The 18344-nt window shown below is 67.7% G+C and carries 17 protein-coding genes; 10 read left to right on the top strand and 7 right to left on the bottom strand.

Translation table 11 applies throughout. The annotated features are described in order from the left end of the window. Positions 1–46: 46 nt before the first annotated feature. The 3 genes from MRS60_RS14245 to MRS60_RS14255 all read left to right on the top strand — a co-directional run bounded on the left by MRS60_RS14245 (position 47) and on the right by MRS60_RS14255 (position 3696). A complete protein-coding gene (locus tag MRS60_RS14245) occupies positions 47–811 on the top strand; it encodes a c-type cytochrome (RefSeq protein ID WP_072443436.1) in 765 nt (254 codons plus the stop codon). Positions 812–830: 19 nt separating this feature from the next. Continuing rightward, entirely contained in the window at positions 831–2129 is a 1299-nt protein-coding gene (locus MRS60_RS14250) for a c-type cytochrome (RefSeq protein ID WP_034178951.1), read from the top strand. Between the two features lie 127 nt (positions 2130–2256). Then, entirely contained in the window at positions 2257–3696 is a 1440-nt protein-coding gene (locus tag MRS60_RS14255; protein ID WP_243564875.1) for a DEAD/DEAH box helicase, read from the top strand. Here the strand turns inward: MRS60_RS14255 and MRS60_RS14260 are convergent. The 3 genes from MRS60_RS14260 to MRS60_RS14270 all read right to left on the bottom strand — a co-directional run bounded on the left by MRS60_RS14260 (position 3690) and on the right by MRS60_RS14270 (position 7049). Further along, the gene (locus MRS60_RS14260) at positions 3690–4196 is read right to left on the bottom strand and encodes a hypothetical protein (RefSeq protein WP_034178953.1); all 507 of its coding nucleotides are present in this window, start codon (positions 4194–4196) and stop codon (positions 3690–3692) included. The genes MRS60_RS14255 and MRS60_RS14260 overlap by 7 nt on opposite strands. A 70-nt stretch (positions 4197–4266) precedes the next feature. Further along, positions 4267–5094, bottom strand: coding sequence for a ferritin-like domain-containing protein (locus tag MRS60_RS14265; RefSeq protein WP_105391424.1), 828 nt, complete (start codon positions 5092–5094; stop codon positions 4267–4269). Positions 5095–5408: 314 nt separating this feature from the next. Beyond that, complete coding sequence (locus MRS60_RS14270) at positions 5409–7049, bottom strand: gamma-glutamyltransferase family protein (protein ID WP_243564876.1); 1641 nt, start codon at positions 7047–7049, stop codon at positions 5409–5411. 222 nt (positions 7050–7271) lie between these two features. Here MRS60_RS14270 and MRS60_RS14275 point away from each other — a divergent pair, with 222 nt between their 5' ends. Beyond that, positions 7272–8051, top strand: a complete 780-nt coding sequence (locus tag MRS60_RS14275; protein WP_006493999.1) for a DeoR/GlpR family DNA-binding transcription regulator — start codon at positions 7272–7274, stop codon at positions 8049–8051. 314 nt (positions 8052–8365) lie between these two features. Then, entirely contained in the window at positions 8366–8563 is a 198-nt protein-coding gene (locus tag MRS60_RS14280; RefSeq protein ID WP_034179421.1) for a hypothetical protein, read from the top strand. Positions 8564–8660: 97 nt separating this feature from the next. Here the strand turns inward: MRS60_RS14280 and MRS60_RS14285 are convergent, their stop codons facing one another. Next, on the bottom strand, positions 8661–9029 hold the full coding sequence (locus tag MRS60_RS14285) for a hypothetical protein (protein WP_243564877.1): 369 nt from the start codon (positions 9027–9029) through the stop codon (positions 8661–8663). A gap of 162 nt (positions 9030–9191) precedes the next feature. On the opposite strand from MRS60_RS14285, the gene glpD reads away from it, so the two are divergent. The 3 genes from glpD to MRS60_RS14300 all read left to right on the top strand — a co-directional run bounded on the left by glpD (position 9192) and on the right by MRS60_RS14300 (position 13121). After that, positions 9192–10715, top strand: a complete 1524-nt coding sequence (gene glpD / locus MRS60_RS14290; protein WP_243564878.1) for a glycerol-3-phosphate dehydrogenase — start codon at positions 9192–9194, stop codon at positions 10713–10715. Positions 10716–10820: 105 nt separating this feature from the next. After that, on the top strand, positions 10821–12323 hold the full coding sequence (glpK, locus tag MRS60_RS14295; RefSeq protein ID WP_111016167.1) for a glycerol kinase GlpK: 1503 nt from the start codon (positions 10821–10823) through the stop codon (positions 12321–12323). An 81-nt stretch (positions 12324–12404) separates the two neighbouring features. Continuing rightward, entirely contained in the window at positions 12405–13121 is a 717-nt protein-coding gene (locus tag MRS60_RS14300; RefSeq protein WP_105391421.1) for an MIP/aquaporin family protein, read from the top strand. A gap of 84 nt (positions 13122–13205) precedes the next feature. Here the strand turns inward: MRS60_RS14300 and MRS60_RS14305 are convergent, their stop codons facing one another. Genes MRS60_RS14305 through MRS60_RS14315 form a run of 3 tightly spaced genes read right to left on the bottom strand, consistent with a single transcriptional unit; the run spans position 13206 to position 15885 of the window. After that, a complete protein-coding gene (locus MRS60_RS14305) occupies positions 13206–14453 on the bottom strand; it encodes an NAD(P)/FAD-dependent oxidoreductase (protein WP_243564879.1) in 1248 nt (415 codons plus the stop codon). A 4-nt stretch (positions 14454–14457) separates the two neighbouring features. Beyond that, complete coding sequence (locus MRS60_RS14310) at positions 14458–14766, bottom strand: non-heme iron oxygenase ferredoxin subunit (protein WP_034178961.1); 309 nt, start codon at positions 14764–14766, stop codon at positions 14458–14460. Positions 14767–14802: 36 nt separating this feature from the next. Further along, positions 14803–15885: a fatty acid desaturase family protein gene (locus tag MRS60_RS14315; RefSeq protein ID WP_034178962.1), complete on the bottom strand. Its 1083-nt coding sequence runs from the start codon at positions 15883–15885 to the stop codon at positions 14803–14805. Between the two features lie 178 nt (positions 15886–16063). Here MRS60_RS14315 and MRS60_RS14320 point away from each other — a divergent pair, with 178 nt between their 5' ends. Both MRS60_RS14320 and MRS60_RS14325 read left to right on the top strand, forming a co-directional pair. Next, the gene (locus tag MRS60_RS14320; protein ID WP_131946985.1) at positions 16064–17128 is read left to right on the top strand and encodes a LacI family DNA-binding transcriptional regulator; all 1065 of its coding nucleotides are present in this window, start codon (positions 16064–16066) and stop codon (positions 17126–17128) included. Between the two features lie 145 nt (positions 17129–17273). Beyond that, the gene (locus MRS60_RS14325) at positions 17274–18308 is read left to right on the top strand and encodes a xylose isomerase (RefSeq protein WP_243564880.1); all 1035 of its coding nucleotides are present in this window, start codon (positions 17274–17276) and stop codon (positions 18306–18308) included. Positions 18309–18344 lie beyond the last annotated feature (36 nt).

An 18344-nucleotide genomic window follows, 5' to 3' on the forward strand; every position in this document is an offset into this window, starting at 1 on the left:
TGCGCCGAGCCGATCGTAGCCCGGACAAGGTCCCCGACGAATAATCATGGAGTCTCGTGTGTCTTCAAGACGCCTCTTCCGTCCGCTGCTCGCCGTTCTGTTGATCGGCGGAGCGGGCCTTATGAGCGCTGCCCAAGCGCAGACCAAGCCCACGGAGCAAGCGCACGCCCAGCAGGCGCCGCTCAAGGCACCCGATACGATGGCCGAGCGCGTGCGCGGCTGTACCGCATGCCACGGCGTCCACGGCCAGGGCACGGACAACGACTACTTCCCGCGTCTTGCCGGCAAGCCGGCCGAGTACCTGTACAACCAGCTCGTCAACTTCCGTGACGGCCGGCGCAAGTACCCGCCGATGAACTATCTGCTGACGTACCTGAACGACGATTACCTGCGCGAAATCGCCGAGCACTTCTCGGCCGAGCGTCCGCCGTACCCGACGCCGGCAAAGCCGACGCTGCCGGCCGCGACGCTCGCACGCGGCAAGCAGCTCGTCACGCAGGGCGACCCGTCCCGCAAGCTGCCGGCCTGCGTGGCCTGCCACGGCGCAGGGCTGACCGGCATGCAGCCGGCGATCCCGGGCCTCGTCGGCCTGCACGCCGATTACCTGAGCGCACAGCTCGGCGCATGGCGCTCGGGCAACCGCCACGCGAAGGCACCGGATTGCATGCACGACATCGCAGCAAAGCTTTCCGACGAAGACGTGACGGCCGTGACCGCGTGGCTCGCCGCGCAACCGGCGCCCGCCAACCCCGTGCCGGCACCGGCGCGTTCGATGAAGACTCCGCTCGCCTGCGGCAGCGAACCGCAATAAGGCAAGGGAGACAGACACAATGAAACGCAAGTCCCTGTTTGCACTCTCGGCTGTCGCGATCGTCGCGGCTGCCGCCCTCGTGCCGGTCCTGTGGCCGGGCAACGACACGCTGCACGGCGCTGCCGCCGTCGCGGCCACGCCGGCCGACCAGGCCGCGCTGATCAAGAAGGGCGAATACCTCGCGCGCGTCGGCGACTGTATCGCGTGCCACACCGTGCGCGGCGGCAAGTCGTTCGCGGGCGGCCTGCCGATGGCGACGCCGTTCGGCACGATGTACACGCCGAACATCACGCCGGACGACAAGGATGGCATCGGCAAGTGGACGTCGGACGACTTCTACCGCGCGATGCACACGGGTCGCTCGAAGGACGGCAGCCTGCTCTACCCGGGCTTCCCGTTCGCGAGCTACACGAAGGTCACGCGCTCGGATTCGGACGCGATCTACGCGTACCTGCGTTCGGTCCCGCCGGTGTCGGTGCCGAGCCGTCCGCACGAACTGAAGTTCCCGTTCAACAACCGCAACCTGCTGATCGGCTGGCGCACGCTGTTCTTCAAGGAAGGCGAATACAAGCCGGATCCGACGAAGTCGGTCGAATGGAACCGCGGCGCCTACCTCGTCGAAGGCCTCGGCCACTGCTCGATGTGCCACACGTCGATCAACATGATGGGCGGCCCGGTGAGCTCGTCGGCGTTCGCAGGCGGCCTGATCCCGCTGCAGAACTGGTATGCGCCGTCGCTGACGAACGACAAGGAACTCGGCCTCGGCGACTGGCACGTGCAGGAGCTGTCCGACCTGCTGCAGGCCGGCGTGTCGCAGAAGGGCGCGGTGTTCGGCCCGATGGCGGACGTGGTCCACAACAGCCTGCAGTACATGACCGACGAAGATACGCGCGCGATGTCGACGTACCTGAAGTCGATCCCGCAGAAGGCTGAAGCGCCGAAGAACATGCAGTACGAGCCGTCGAAGCAGTTCGGCAATGCGCTGTTCGATCAGGGCAAGAAGATCTACGCCGACAACTGCGCGACCTGCCACGCCGAAACCGGCGCGGGCAAGCCGCCGGCATATCCGCCGCTCGCGGGCAACCACTCGATCATGATGGAATCGGCGGTCAACCCGATCCGCATGGTGCTGAATGGTGGCTATCCGCCGAGCACGTTCAAGAATCCGCGTCCGTACGGCATGCCGCCGTTCGCGCAGTCGCTGTCGAACCAGGAAGTCGCAGCCGTTGTAACGTATATCCGGATGTCGTGGGGCAACAACGGTACGCCGATCTCGCCGCAGCAGGTGAGCGACCTGCGTTCCGCGCCGCTTGACTAAATAACGCGTGACGCAAACGGGGCGCGGCTGCGGGAAACCGCAGCCGCGCCCCTTTGCTTTTTGCGACGCCAGTCCCCGCGCGGGCCGCGCGAGGTGTCGCCGATCATAAAACTCAAGAGTGGTATCTATGTCTTTCGAATCTCTCGGCCTGGCCGAACCGCTTGTCAAGGCGGTCAACGAGCTCGGCTACACGTCGCCGACTCCGATCCAGCAGCAGGCGATCCCCGCCGTGCTCGGCGGCGGCGACCTGCTTGCCGGCGCACAAACAGGCACCGGCAAGACCGCCGGCTTCACGCTGCCGATCCTGCAGCGCCTGCACACGTTCTACGCCGAACATCGCGGCGCGAAGCGCGCGGTGCGCGCGCTGATCCTCACGCCGACGCGCGAACTCGCCGCACAGGTCGAGGAAAGCGTCCGTGCCTACAGCAAGTACCTGAAGCTGCGCTCGACCGTGATGTTCGGCGGCGTCAGCATCAATCCGCAGATCGATGCACTCAAGCGCGGTGTCGACATCGTCGTCGCGACGCCGGGGCGCCTGCTCGACCACATGCAGCAGAAGACCATCGACCTGTCGGATCTCGACATCCTCGTGCTCGACGAAGCCGACCGGATGCTCGACATGGGCTTCATCCACGACATCAAGCGCGTGCTCGCGAAGCTGCCGCCGCAGCGCCAGAACCTGCTGTTCTCGGCGACCTTCTCCGACGAGATCAAGGCGCTCGCCGACAGCCTGCTCGACTCGCCCGCGCTGATCGAGGTCGCACGCCGCAACACGACCGCCGAGAGCATCGCGCAGAAGATCCACCCGGTCGACCGCGACCGCAAGCGCGAGCTGCTCACGCACCTGATCCGCGAACACAACTGGTTCCAGGTGCTCGTGTTCACGCGCACCAAGCACGGCGCGAACCGGCTCGCCGAACAGTTGACGAAGGACGGCATCAGCGCGATGGCGATCCACGGCAACAAGAGCCAGTCGGCCCGCACGCGCGCGCTTGCCGAATTCAAGAACAGCACGCTGCAGGTGCTCGTCGCGACCGATATCGCCGCGCGCGGGATCGACATCGACCAGTTGCCGCACGTCGTCAACTTCGACCTGCCGAACGTGCCCGAGGATTACGTGCACCGGATCGGCCGCACGGGCCGCGCGGGCGCGACCGGCGAAGCCGTGTCGCTCGTGTGCGTCGACGAGAAGCAGCTGCTGCGCGACATCGAGCGGCTGATCAAGCGCGAGATTCCGCAGGAAGTGATCGCGGGCTTCGAACCCGATCCGAATGCGAAGCCGGAGCCGATCCAGCAGCGCCGCGGGCAGCAGCAACCTCGCGGCGGTGGCGGCGGCGGCAACCGCCAGCCGCGCGCAGGCGGCTCAGGCCAGCCGGCCGCGAAGCGCGACGGCAACGCGCAACCGAAGGCATCGCAGCAGAAGGCCGCGAAGCCGCGCACGCAAGGCGGCGCCGGCGGCAGCGGCGCACGCCCGGCGGGCGGCGGCAACAGCGCGCGCCCCGCGAGCGGCAACGCCGCGCACCCGAACCGCAACCGTTCGTCGCGCAGCGGCCAGCGCGGTCACTGAAGCCGCGCGGCCGCGCGCCGCAGGTGCTCGAGCTGGCGTTGCCAGCGCGCGAGCACCGCGGCGCGCTCCCCTTCCAGCGTGAACGTGACGCCTGTCGCGAGACGCGCATAACCGACCCGCTGCGCATCGCCGTGCGCGATCGTCGCAGCGAATCCGGCCAGTCCCCCGAAGTCGCCTTCGAGCGGCTCGATCCTCAATTGCGCCTGAAAGAATGCGCCGTCCGCGACGAGCGTCAACGCGGCCGCGCGCCGTTGCGCGAGCGCGCGCGCCGCACGCGATTGCGGCCATAGCGCCAGCAGCAGCGTGCGCGCATCGTGCGCATAGATCTCGCCGACGCCGAGCAGCGTCGTGCGCAACTGGCCGTCGTCGGTCGCGACGATCAGCGATGCGGCGATATCGGCATGACGCTCGAGCGCGGTGCCGTCGAACAGCGATACGACAGCCGGCGGCCACGCGTCGAACGTCCATTGTTCGAGCGCGTGGCGATGGGTATCGGTCATGGTGGCGTGGCCCTGGTGCAGATCGGAGACGATGCGGCAAGCATACGCTCGACCGGCCGCGCAGCGGCGCTCAGCGCAGGAATACGTGCCGCGTGATCTTCGTGAGCGGATAGTGGACGCCCGGCTGGATCCTCGCGGGCAGGTCGAGCGGCTTGAGCAGCATCTTCACGCACATGTCGGCCGACAGGTTGCGCCGCACGAGCGTACTGATGCGCGCGGCGCGCTCGCGGTTGTACTGGCTGTCGCCGACGCGATCAGGATAACGAACCGCGAACACGTGGCGCAGCGCGATCTCGGAATCCTCGTTCTTGATTTCCATCACGCGGCGCGCCAGCGCGCCGAGCACCGCGAGCCGGCCATTGCCTTCGAGCTTGTTGTACTTCTTGAAGAATTTGAAGAAGTGCTTGTAGTGACGCACTTCGTCCGTGCGGATGTTGTCGGTGATTTCCTTCAGCACGGGTTCGTCCGAGCATTCGTTGATCGCACGATAGAGCGTGGCCGTGCCCGTCTCGACGACGCAGCGCGCGACCATCTCGAGCGCGCGGGTCTTCTCGAATGCCTCGACCTTGCAGGTCTTCGAATACTCGGCGAAGAAATTCGCGAACGCGGTATCCCAGTCGAACTCGGGCCACACGTGCGCGATGTACGCCTTCAGCGCGCGGCCGTGCTGCAATTCTTCGTGCTCCCATGCATTGTTGAGCCACTCGGATACTTCAGGATCGTCGTTGAAGAATTCGCTCAGATTGCTCGTGTAGAGATCCGAGCCGCTTTCGATGAACGACGACGCGCACAGCAGCAGCAGCAGATCCTCGTTCGCGGCGGCACGCTGACGATCGATCCGGGTCAGGTCGATGTCCTCGATTCGCCACGGCATGACATGCGTCGTTTTAGTGTCCATGGTGGTGCGCTCCCAGTCGTCGCGCGGGGGCCGGCCCATGCCTTCGGCACAGGCGCCGACCATCCCGCAGGCGGCGTATTACTTGCGTTTCTAGTGAATTTGGTCCGGCCGAACCATCCTGGCATCTTAGCCGGACTTTGACGTTCGTGCTCCAGAGCACTGACCATACCGGACAGGCGCAGTTCCACGGCGTCTGTTGCCGTTCGTTAGACGAGTCCTTCGAACTGCTTGCAGCCGTTCGGTAGTACGGCCGCATCAAACGAAACGGGCGGCCGTTCGGCCGCCCGTCGAGCGCATGAAATTGACGCGAACCGTCAGAAGCCGGCCGCCAGACCGTCGCGCCGGCTGTCGCTCGCGGCCACGTAGCCGCGCTCGCGATCGTCGCGATCGAGACGCCAGATGAACTGCCCCGAACCGAAATCCATGTAAGGATCGTCGATCGACTTGATCGTATGGCCGCGCGCCGCCAGCGCGTCGACCGTCGCGCGATTCATCGTCGCCTCGACGTCGAGCGTGAAGTCGCGGTTGACCTTCCAGCGCGGCGCATCGCATGCGGCCTGCGGCTGCTGCCCATGGCCCAGCATCCGCACGATGGTCTGCAGATGGCCTTGCGGCTGCATGTCGCCGCCCATCACGCCGAAGCTCATCACGGCCTCGGTGCGGCCGTCGACCTGCTCGGTCACGAACGCCGGGATGATCGTGTGGAACGGCCGCTTGCCGCCCGCGACGACGTTCGGCGAAGCCGGATCCATCGAGAAGCCGTACCCGCGATTCTGCAGCGCAATGCCGGTGCCCGGCACCACGAGCCCCGAGCCGAAGCCCATGTAGTTCGACTGGATGAAGCTCACCATCATCCCGCGCTCGTCGGCCGCCGACAGGTAGATCGTGCCGCCTGAATGCGGCCGGCCGGCGCCGAAGTGCGTCGCCCGCGCGGGATCGATCTGCTTCGCGCGTTCGGCGAGATACGCATCGTCGAGCATCTGCTCGGGTGTGACTTCCATCGCGCGCGGATCGGCGACGTAACGATAGACGTCCGCGAATGCGAGCTTCATCGCCTCGATCTGCAGGTGCTGCGAATCGACCGAATCGAGCGGCCAATCGGTCAGGCCCGCATGCTCGGCGATCCCGAGCGCGATCAGCGCGGCGATGCCCTGCCCGTTCGGCGGGATCTCGTGAATCGTGTGACGGCCGAAGCGCTTGCCGATCGGCTCGACCCATTCCGGCCGGTATGCGCGCAGGTCGGCTTCGGTCAGCGCGCCGCCGCCTTCGCGGGCGAACGCGGCGATGCGCTCGGCGAGCGCGCCTTCGTAGAATGCACGGGCGCCGTCCTTCGCGAGCGTGCGCAGCGTCTGCGCATGGCCCGGCAGGCACACGCGCTCGCCGACGAGCGGCGCACGACCGCGCGGCATGAAGGTCTCCGCGAAGCCCGGCAGGCCCTGCAGCGCGGGCACCGCCGCCGCCCACTTGTGCGCGACGATCGGCGGCACCGCATAACCGCGCTCCGCGATCTCGATCGCCGGCTCGAGCAGGTCCGCGAACGGCAGCGAGCCGAACTTCGCGTGCAGCGCCTCCCAGCCCGCGATCACGCCCGGCACGGTGACGGCATCCCAGCCGCGCATCGGCTTGTTCGCGATGCCGTACGCATCCTCGCCGTGGCGCTTGCGGAAATAGTCGACGTTCCACGCGGCCGGTGCGACGCCCGATGCGTTGAGCCCGGACAGCCGCTCGCCGTCCCATACGAGCGCGAACGCGTCGCCGCCGAGCCCACAGGACACGGGCTCGACGACGGTAATCGCGGCCGCGGCGGCCAGCGCCGCGTCGACCGCGTTGCCGCCTTTCCACAGCATCCGCAGCCCGGCCTGCGCGGCGAGCGGATGCGACGTCGACACGACGTTGCGCGCGAATACCGGGATGCGGGTCGTCGGATACGGGTTGTGCCAGTTGAAGCCAGTCATCGGTGCCACCTCGTCGAAAGCTGAATGAACGCGCCGAACGCGTGCCCGCATGCGCGGGCAGTCCGCCATTGCAGCGCGATCAGCGCAATCGCACAAATTCATTTGTCACATGAATCCATGCAATTTCCACATGAATTTCACGCGACCGGGCCGGCCAGGCCGGCCGAACGGCGTTGCCGCCCTTACAATACCCGCTCCGTCTCACGACACGACCATCGAGCCATGACCCGAGATCCCCGCCTCACCCTCAACGCGCGCCAGCAGGAACTGCTCGAATGGGTGCAGCGCGACGGCTTCGTGACCGTCGACGATCTCGCCGCGCACTTCGCGGTGACGCCGCAGACGATCCGCCGCGACGTGAACTGGCTCGCCGACCTGAACCTGCTGCGCCGCTACCACGGCGGCGCGAGCCTGCCGACCAGCTCGGAGAACGTGTCGTACACGGCGCGCCAGCGGATGTTCCACGACGAGAAGCGGCGCATCGCGGCGCTCGCGGCATCACACATCCCCGACCAGGCGTCGCTGTTCATCAACCTCGGCACGACGACCGAGGAAGTCGCGCGCGCGCTGAACCGCCACCACGGGCTGCACGTGATCACGAACAACCTGAACGTCGCGTCGATGATGAGCGGCTACCCCGACTGCGAGGTGCTGATCACGGGCGGCATCGTGCGGCCGTGGGACAAGGGCATCGTCGGCGAACTCGCGATCGACTTCATCCGCCAGTTCAAGGTCGACTACGCGATCATCGGCACGTCGGCGATCGAGGCCGACGGCACGCTGCGCGACTTCGACACGCGCGAGGTGCGCGTCGCCGAGGCGATCATGCAGCATGCGCGCACGGTCTACCTCGTGACCGACCATTCGAAGGTCGGCCGCCCGGCTTTGGTGCGCCAGGGCCACCTGAGCCAGGTGCACGCGCTTTTTACCGACAAGCCGCTGCCGCCCGAGATGGCCGATACCGTGGCCGCCGCCGGCACCCAGGTGTACGTCGCGGAATGACGCTTGCGCAGGCGCCGGCGATGCTGCACCGCACCCGAAACTTCAAGTGAAATCAAGAAGTTGGCGCCGCGAGCGGACCGCTTGCGGCGCATTCTCCTGTCAAACGGAAAATTAACGGGGCACGATTTGTCGTTGCCCGCGCGCTCGACTAGACTCCAGTTCCCCGGCTCGTTCGCCCGATCCGCCTGTGCCAGGGCGTGAGCGAACTTCAGGGCCGGCGAATACAGCTTTCCCCCCAAGCCATACCCCGCGGGGTATCGTGCGTCGGCGTTTGCGCCGGCCGCGCGGGCAGACCGGTTGCCATGGAGAGAACGATGCTGAGTCCGCATGAATTCGCCACGCTATTGCTTGTAAAGGACGCGCCTGATCAGCGCGACATGGATCGGGATGAACTGGACACACTGCTCGAACAGCAGCTCGTCCGCCTGGAAGGACTCGGCTCGGGGCGCAAATACTGCGTGACCGAGACCGGCGACGCTGCGCTGCGATCGATCAAGTACCGCTATTCGTGAAACCCCGCTGTTCCTGACCTGACCGTGCGGCCGAATTTTCGGCCGCACGGTCGTTTCCGCTTCCCCGCCGGTTCGCCTCACCCGGCCGCAGCCGGCTTCAGCCGCCGCGCAGCGTCGGATCGACCGCCGCCCGCCAGCTGATGGCCTGCGCGCGCGCACCGTTGAAATACGCGATCCAGCCGGCGCGCGCCGCCGCGTCGGGCGCCGCATAGTGCGTCGAAAGTTCGTTTACGAACGCACAATAGTTCGCTTCGGTCAGCCCGCGATACCGTTTCGCCACGTACGCGTCGTACAGCGTCGAGTAGACCGGCTGCGCGTCCGCGCCCCAGTCGCGCGCGGTGCCGCCGCACGACGTCTGCAGGTCGGCGAACGACGGCGCCCGCCAGTTGCCGGCAAGCGGCGGCGTGCCGGTGCTGCACCCCGCCAGAAGGACGGCGCACACGCCGGCCCACATCCCAATACGCATGATTCACCTCGCGAAACGGTCGATTGCGCCAGTATCGTCCGGGATCGCGCCGCGCGCTACTGGCCCCGCTTTTCCGAACTTTACTTTTTCGATTTCGTTCGTTAAATTTCGAATTCGAACATTTCGTGTTCGCCCATTTCCATCAGACGATAAGGACAGCAGGTGACCCAACCGAATCGCTACGATCTGCTCGTCGTCGGCGGCGGCATCAACGGCGCGGGGATCGCGCGCGATGCGGCCGGCCGCGGCCTGTCGGTCATGCTCTGCGAGCAGGACGATCTCGCGTCGCACACGTCGTCGTCCAGCACGAAGCTGATTCACGGCGGCCTGCGCTATCTCGAGTACAACGAGTTCGGGCTCGTGCGCAAGGCGCTGCAGGAGCGCGAGACGCTGCTGCGCGCGGCGCCGCACATCATGTGGCCGCTGCGCTTCGTGATGCCGCACATGCCGAACCTGCGTCCGGCCTGGCTGATCCGCATCGGCCTGTTCCTCTACGATCACCTCGCGAAACGCGAACTGCTGCCCGGCTCGCGCGGCATCGACATGCGCCGCCATTCGGCCGGCGCACCGCTGATCGACTCGATCAAGCGCGGTTTCGTGTATTCGGACGGCTGGGTCGACGACGCACGCCTCGTCGTGCTGAACGCGATGGATGCGAAGGAGCGCGGCGCCGAGATCCTGACGCGCACGAAGCTGGTATCCGCCGAACGCCGCGGCGACGAATGGGAAGCGCGGCTGCAGCACGCCGACGGTTCGATCCGCGTCGTGCATGCTCGCGCGATCGCGAACGCGGCCGGCCCGTGGGTCGGCGACGTGCTGCACGGCGCGCTCGGCCGCGGCGCGCAGCACAGCGTGCGGCTCGTGAAGGGCAGCCACATCATCACGCGCCGCCTGTTCGATCACGATCACGCGTACATCTTCCAGAACCCGGACAAGCGGATCATCTTCGCGATTCCGTACGAACACGACTTCACGCTGATCGGCACGACCGACGTCGAGTACACGAACGATCCCGCGAAGGTCGCGATCGATCGCGACGAGACGCAGTACCTGTGCGATTCGATCAACCGCTACTTCAAGCGCAAGATATCGCCGGCCGACGTGCACTGGACCTATTCGGGCGTACGCCCGCTGCTGGAAGACGAGAACGCGGCGAATGCATCGGCCGTCACGCGCGACTACCGCCTCGAGCTGGACGACGGCGCGGGCGCGCCGCTGCTGTCGGTGTTCGGCGGCAAGATCACGACGTTCCGCAAGCTCGCGGAAGAAGCCGGCGACATGCTGTGCCGCGCGCTCGGCCGCGACGCGAAAACCTGGACGGCCGGCGTCGTGCTGCCGGGCGGCGACATCGCGAACGCGAAGTTCGACGTGTTCGCCGACACGTTCGCGAAACGTCATCCGTGGCTGCCGGCCGCACTCGCCCGTCGTTATGCGCGCGCCTACGGCACGCGTGCGGAACGCGTGGTCGACGACGCGAAGTCGCTCGCCGATCTCGGCACCGAAATCGCGCCGGGCATCTATGACGCCGAACTGCGCTACCTGCGCGACGCCGAATGGGCGACCTGCGCGCAGGACGTGCTGTGGCGCCGCTCGAAGCTCGGCCTGCACGTCGCGCCGGGCACGCTCGACGCCGTGACGGCCGCGGTCGACGCGTGGTTCGCCGCCGCGCATGCGCCGCACGCGTGATCCGAAAGCAGTTGCAGTTGTCTGACCGAAGTTGACTCACCGACGCGCCGCCCACCATGCGGCGCGCATCACAACTAAGCCAATCCACGGATGGAGATGAGAGACATGCAGGACCAGTACATCCTCGCGCTTGACCAGGGCACCACGAGTTCCCGCGCGATGCTGTTCGATCGCCAGGGCAATATCGTGTCGATCGCCCAGAAGGAATTCGAACAGATCTACCCGCAACCCGGCTGGGTCGAGCACGACCCTCAGGAAATCTGGTCGACGCAAGCCGGCGTCGCCGCGGAAGCCGTCACGCGCACGGGCCTGAACGGCACGTCGATCGCGGCGATCGGCATCACCAACCAGCGCGAGACGACGATCGTCTGGGATCGCGAGACTGGCCAGCCCGTCTACAACGCGATCGTCTGGCAGGATCGCCGCACGGCCGATTTCTGCGACTCGCTGAAGCAGCAGGGTCTCGAAGCGAAGGTGCGCGCGAAGACCGGCCTGCCGATCGACTCGTACTTCTCCGCGACGAAGATCCGCTGGATCCTCGACAACGTGCCGGGCGCGCGCGACAAGGCACGCCAGGGCAAGCTCGCATTCGGCACCGTCGACAGCTGGCTCGTGTGGAACTTCACGAAGCACGAACTGCACGTGACCGACGTGACGAACGCGTCGCGCACGATGCTGTTCAACATCCATACGCGCGAGTGGGACAGCGAGCTGCTCGAACTGCTCGACATCCCGCGCAGCATGCTGCCGGAAGTGAAGGCGTCGTCGGAAATCTACGGCCATACGAAAACCACCGTATTCGCGTCGAAGATCCCGCTCGCGGGCATCGCCGGCGACCAGCACGCGGCGCTGTTCGGCCAGATGTGCACGACGTCGGGCATGGTGAAGAACACCTACGGCACCGGCTGCTTCCTGATGATGAACACCGGCGACAAGCCGATCGAGTCGAAGAACAACCTCGTCACGACGATCGCATGGCAGATCGGCGACGACGTGCAGTACGCGCTCGAAGGCAGCATCTTCATCGCGGGCGCGGTCGTGCAGTGGCTGCGCGACGGCGTCGGCATCATCAAGACGGCCGCTGAAATCGAAGCGCTCGCCGCGAGCGTGCCGCACACCGACGGCGTCTATCTCGTGCCCGCGTTCGCCGGCCTCGGCGCGCCGCACTGGAACGCGCGGGCGCGCGGCTCGGTGTTCGGCGTCACGCGCGGCACGACGGCCGCGCACCTCGCGCGTGCGGCGCTCGATTCGATCGCGTACCAGTCGCTCGACGTGCTCGCCGCGATGGAAGCCGATTCGGGCATCAGCATCGGCGAGCTGCGCGTCGACGGCGGCGCGAGCGCGAACGACCTGCTGATGCAGTTCCAGGCCGACCTGCTCGGCGTCGACGCGGTGCGTCCTCAGATCACCGAAACGACCGCGCTCGGCGCGGCCTATCTCGCGGGCCTCGCGATCGGCTACTGGAAGAACCTCGACGAAGTGCGCGACCAGTGGCAACTCGATCGCCGCTTCTCGCCGTCGATGCCGAAGGAGCAGGTCGAACGCTGCATGGCCGGCTGGCAGCGTGCGGTGCGCGCCGCGAAGGCGTGGGCCGACGACACCCAGTAATCGTCAGCCATCCGTACGAAATACAACAACACCGGCGGACCGCGCAGCGCGCGAGTCCGCCGCGACATACGAGAGACAAGCATGTCACCTTATATTGCAGAATTCATCGGCACCGCGATCCTCGTGCTGCTCGGCAACGGCGCGGTCGCGAACGTGCTGCTTGCGAAGACCAAGGGCAAGGGCGCGGACCTGATCGTGATCGTGTGGGGCTGGGCGATGGCCGTATTCGTCGCCGTCTACGTGACCGCGTCGTTCAGCGGCGCGCACCTGAACCCGATCGTGACGATCAGCCTCGCGCTCGCGGGCAAGTTCGCGTGGTCGAAAGTCGGCGGCTACATCGTCGCGCAGATGCTCGGCGGGATGGCGGGCGCACTGCTCGTGTGGCTCGCATATCGCCAGCACTTCGCGAAGGAAGCCGATGCGGACCTGAAGCTCGCGGTGTTCTGCACGGCGCCCGCGATCCGCAGCGTCCGGCACAACGTGCTGACCGAGGCGATCTGCACGTTCGTGCTGATCCTCGGCGTGCTGTATCTCGCATCGCCGCAGGTCGGCCTCGGCGCGCTCGACGCGCTGCCCGTCGGCCTGCTCGTACTCGGCATCGGCATCTCCCTCGGCGGCCCGACCGGCTATGCGATGAGCCCCGCGCGCGACCTCGCGCCGCGCCTGATGCATGCGCTGCTGCCGATTCCCGGCAAGCGCGACAGCGACTGGCGCTATGCGTGGATTCCGGTGGTCGGCCCGCTGATCGGCGGCTCGCTCGCAGCCGTGCTCTATCTGCAACTGCACGTGCCGCACTGACGTAGCCCGTCGCATCGACGAAGCAACACAGCCCGCGTGCCGGAAGGCCGCGGGCTGTTTTTCATCGGGCGTTGCGCCTACCGCCTACGCGCCGTCTGTCGGCAACAGCGACTTCAGCTTCACGTTCGCATCGGCGACCATCGCGGGCGCCACCGCGGCGCCGCGTTCGACCAGCGTCCTCGCCAGCTTCATCTCCTTGACGAATCCGGACGCGCGGCCGAAGCCGCTCGCCGCGACGAGCCGTCCGCCCGCGTCGAAATGAAAGTGGATTTCCGCATCGTCGCCGAGCACGCGCGCAACCGACCGTTCACCGAGCGCCGGCTCCCCGGCCACCTGCAATTGCGCGTCGTACTGATCCGACCAGAACCACGGCATCTCTCGATACGGTTCGTCGGCGCCGAGCATGTTGCGCGCGGCGGCGCGCGCCTGGGTCTCGGCACCGTGCCATGTCTCCTGCCGGACCGGTCGCCCCGACAACGTACTCGGAAACACCGCGACGTCGCCGGCCGCATGGATGCCGCGCGCCGACGTCTCGAGCCGAGCGTTCACGACGATGCCGCGATCGACCGCGAGGCCCGCGTCGCGCGCCAGCTCGTCGGCCGGTTCGATGCCGATGCCGGCCACGACCGTATCGGCGATCAGCGTGTCGCCGTCGTCGAGCGCGACGGCCAGCGCGCCGCCCGAGGTCCGCTCGATCGCAACGGGTTTCCGGTTCACGCGGATCGCCACGCCCTGCTCCTCGTGAAGCGCGTGCACGCGCGCCGCGATCGTCTCCGGCACCGCGAGCCCGAGCAGGCGCGGTGCGGCGTCGAGCACGGTCACGCGGCAGCCGCGCCGCCGCGCCGACGCCGCGACTTCGAGACCGATGAAGCCGCCGCCGATCAGCACGATCCGCGCGTCGGGCACGAGCCGCGCGCCGAGTGCCGCCGCGTCGTCGAGCGTGCGCAATGCAAACACGCCGTCGAGCGCCGCGCCCGGAATCGCGAGGCGGCGCGCGCGAGCGCCGGTCGCGAGCAGCAGCGCGTCGTAGCCGAACACCCGGCCGCCGGACACGCACACTTCGCGTGCGTGCGGATCGATGCGCTCGACCGTCGCGACGACCGGCTCGATGCCGTCGGCCGCCCATGCGTCCGGATCGCGCAACCGGCACTGCGCCGCGCTGCGCTCGCCCGTCAGCACGCCCTTCGACAACGGCGGCCGCTCGTACGGCAGGTGCGACTCCGCGCCGATCAGCACGATGCGCCCGTGCCAGCCGGACTCGCGCAGCACCTGCGCCGCGCGGCCGCCCGCATGGCCCGCACCGACGATCGCCATCACACGGTGGTTCGTCATCGCATCACACCTCGATCAGGACGCGGCCGCCCTCGATCTTCGCGCGGTACGTGCGCAGCTTCTCGCATGCGGGCGCGGACAGCGGCCGGCCGTCGCGCACGTCGAAGCGGCCGTTGTGCTTCGGGCATTCGATCACATGGCCCATCACGAGCCCGTCCGCGAGATGCACGCGCTCGTGCGTGCACAGGCCGTCGCTCGCATAGACCTGGCCGTCGATCCGGTAGATCGCGTACGTGCGGCCTGCGTGATCGAAGCGCGCGACGTCTTCATCGTCGATGTCGTCGAGCGCGCCGGTGTCGATCCATTGCGTCATGATGCGTGTCTCCTTGCTTGGGTTGTTCGATGTCGATCACGCGCGCGCCGTGTCCGGCACCGGCCGCACGACGTAATGGGACGGGTCGCGCGTCTGCCGGACCAGCGCCGGCACGATCTCCGCATACGCGGCGAGCGTGCTGCGGTACGGCGGCGGCATGTCGGCCTTCACGGCCTCGTGCAGCTTCGGCAGCGCGTGGAACGGCACCATCGGGAACATGTGGTGCTCGACGTGGTAGTTCATGTTCCAGTACAGGAAGCGGAACACCGGATTCATCATCACGGTGCGGCAATTGCGCCGATGATCGAGCACGTTCTCGGGCATGCCCGCGTGCTGCGTGAGGCCGAAGTACAGGTATAGCCACGCGCCGTAGAGGCTCGGCAAGCCGATGTAGAGCAGCGGCAGGAGCGTGTGCCGGTACAGCGAAGCACCGACCACGAGCGCATAGACCGCCAGATGGATACGCGACTCGCGCACGACCTTCGGCCATTCCGATTCGGGCACGTAGGTGCGCTCCTCGTCGTCGAGCCGGCCGGTGAACGCGGCCGCAATCATCTTGCGCAGTTCGCCGGCCACATGCTTCAGCGCGACGACGTTCAGCGCGAGCGCGAGCCAGTCGGTCGGCTTCGGCGCGGCGATTTCCGGATCGCGTCCGACGACCAGCGTGTCGGTGTGATGGCGCGCATGGCTCCAGCGCCATGCCGTCGCGCGGCGGAACACCTGGAACGACGCGACCTGGTACAGCGCGTCGTTCATCCAGCGCGTGCGAAACGCGGTGCCGTGCCCGCATTCGTGCCAGCGCGAATCGGCCGGGCTGCAGTAGAGCGTGCCGTACACGAAGAACGCGGGGATCGCCCACGCCGAATGCGCGCGCCAGGCCAGCCACGCGAGCACGCCGCTGGCCGCGATCGCCGCGTACCAGATCAGCGTGTCGCGGATCGCACGCGCGTCGCCGCGCTGCATCAACTGCTTCATCAGCGGCCGCGGCACCGCGCACCGGTACCACTCGGCGTTGACGAGCCCCGCCGCGTGCGCGCGCTCGCCTGCGCCGCCGATCATTCTGTATTCCTGACGGCGCGCCGCCGTGCGATCGCGCGCCTGGTCGTCGGTATGGGCCACTCGTGTCTCCTGGTTTGCTTGTGTGCGGGAAGCGCGGCAAGCGCTTCCCCCATGGAACCAAAATTAGGCGACTGGCCGCCCCCGCTCAATCGAAACGTTGACGAAATTTCGCCATCGTTTTAGCGTTCCTGACAGCGCCACGCACCCGATGATGGCGACCACGACGATGGAGACGACCATGGCAGGTGAATCCGGGCCGCGCTGGCGCAAGCGCACCGCGCGCTTCGACGAGATCGCGGCGCTCGCCGGCGTCAGCACGACCACCGTCGACCGCGTGCTGAACGAGCGCGGCAGCGTGTCGGCGCAGGCGCGCGAGCGCGTGGTCGCAGCGGCGCGGCAGCTCGGCGTGCCGCGGCAGCTGCCCGACACGCGGCACGGGCTGATCCACGTCGACGTGCTGCTGCCGGACACCGACGCGCCGTTCTTCCGGCGGCTGCAGCAGGCGCTGCAGCGCTCGCTGCAGATGCTCGACCGGCGCGTGGTCGTGCACCGGACGATCCTGCCCGCCGCGGACGACGAACGCGCCGCCGCGCTGATCGAACGGCCCGCATACCGGCGCGCGGCGCTGATCGTCACGGCACGCGACACCGCCCGCGTGCGCGATGCGCTGGCCGGCGCGATCGCGCGCGGCGAAACCGTCGTCACGATGGTCACCGACATCGGCGGCATCGATCGCGTGCACTACGCGGGCATCGACAACTACCGCGCCGGGCGCACGGCCGGCTACTACGTCGGCCGTCTGGCGGCACGCCCGGGCCGCGTGCTGCTGCTCGGCGGCCGCATGGGCTACCGCGCGCACGCCGACCGGATGGCCGGCTGCCGCGACCAGCTCGCCGACGCGTTCGCCGCGCTGCGCTGCGACGGCGAGCCGGTCGAGACGCTCGACCAGGACGACCGCTGCTACCGCGCGGTGACGAAGGCACTGCAGGCACACGACGACGTGGTCGCGATCTACAACAGCGGCGCCGGCTCGGCCGGCATCGAAGCGGCGCTGCGCAAGGCCGGCGCGACCGGCCGCGTGGTCTGGATCGGGCACGAGATGCTCGACGAGCACCGCACCTTCATCGACGCCGGTGCGATGGACCTCGCGATCGACCAGGATCCGGACGGACAGGTGATTTCCGCGCTGCAGCACGTACTGCATGCGTGCGGGATCGTCGAACAGCCGCCGCCCGGCGACCCGGTCGAATTCCGCGTGTTCTGTGCGGCGAACGTGAGGACGAGCGCCTACCTGCAGCCCTGAATGTCGCCGCGCATCGCGGCGCATGCGCGCGGCGAAAAAAATCGACCGGCGCATTGGCGATTTTTCGTCAACGTTTGTCATGCAGCCCGCGCCGCGCATCCGTACATTGGACAGCCATCCCCAGCACAACAACGGACAGGAGACGATGGCTGAATCGATCCTCATCGGCGTAAACCTCGACGGCGTGCTCGAACACGACGGCCTGCCGTTGCCCACGCCTGCCGAACGCTTCCGTATGATCGCCGGCGCCGGCGTGTTCGACTACGTCGAAAAGAACCCGTCGCGCGGCGAAGATCTGTCGCCGTATTTCGCGCTGGTCGAACGCCACGCGCTGCCGATTCGCGTGATCGGCGGCATCTGGTGCGCCGGCCGCGACGAAACGCATGTCGCCGAAATCGTCGATGCCGGCGCGCGGTTCGGCAGCACGGTGCTCAACTGCCAGCTGTACGCGCATCACGCGGACGGCCATCCGCTGTCGGACCGCGAAGTCGCCGATTTCTACCTGCGCACGTATGAACGCGGCGAGCCGGTCGGCTGCCTGCCGAGCCTCGAAGTGCACGTCGACATGTGGAGCGAGGATTTCACGCGCGTCGCGCGGGTCGCGCAGCATGTCGAGCAGGCCGGTGCGCCGTTCCGGATCACGCTCGATCATTCGCACCTGCTGTTCAAGATCGGCAATCGCGCCGAACTCGATGCGTCGGGCATTCGCGAACGGGTCGACAGCGGCAGTCTCGTGCTCGACCCCGCATCGCCGGCCGCCATCTACGCCGACTGGATCGCGCGCGGCTGGGTCCGGCATGCGCATGCGCGCAGCGTGATTCCGAACAACCCGGAGAACCGCTGGATGCGCCGCGCGGACGGCCGGCCCGGCCGCGGCATCCAGTATCCGTTCGTCGCGCCGGCACCGGGCGCCTGGCACGGCGAATGGCACGCGGCGGCGCTCGACACGTGGAAGGCCGCGCTGCGCCAGTTGCTGCAATCGCAGGCTCACGCTCGGTCGGCGCGGCTCGAGCAGATCAGTTGCGAGTTCATCCCGTTTCCCGACTACGGCGGCGGCGCACGCTATTCGATCTTCGACAACAACGTCGCATGCGCGCACTGGCTGCGCGATACATGGCACGCACTCGCCGCGCCGCCGACGGATGCGCCGGCCGACACCACCGCGCGCGACCTCACCTGATTCAGCCCCCGCCCCTACTCGACACACAAGGACAGA

Source organism: Burkholderia pyrrocinia (assembly GCF_022809715.1).
GTDB classification, from domain to species: Bacteria; Pseudomonadota; Gammaproteobacteria; order Burkholderiales; family Burkholderiaceae; genus Burkholderia; species Burkholderia pyrrocinia_C.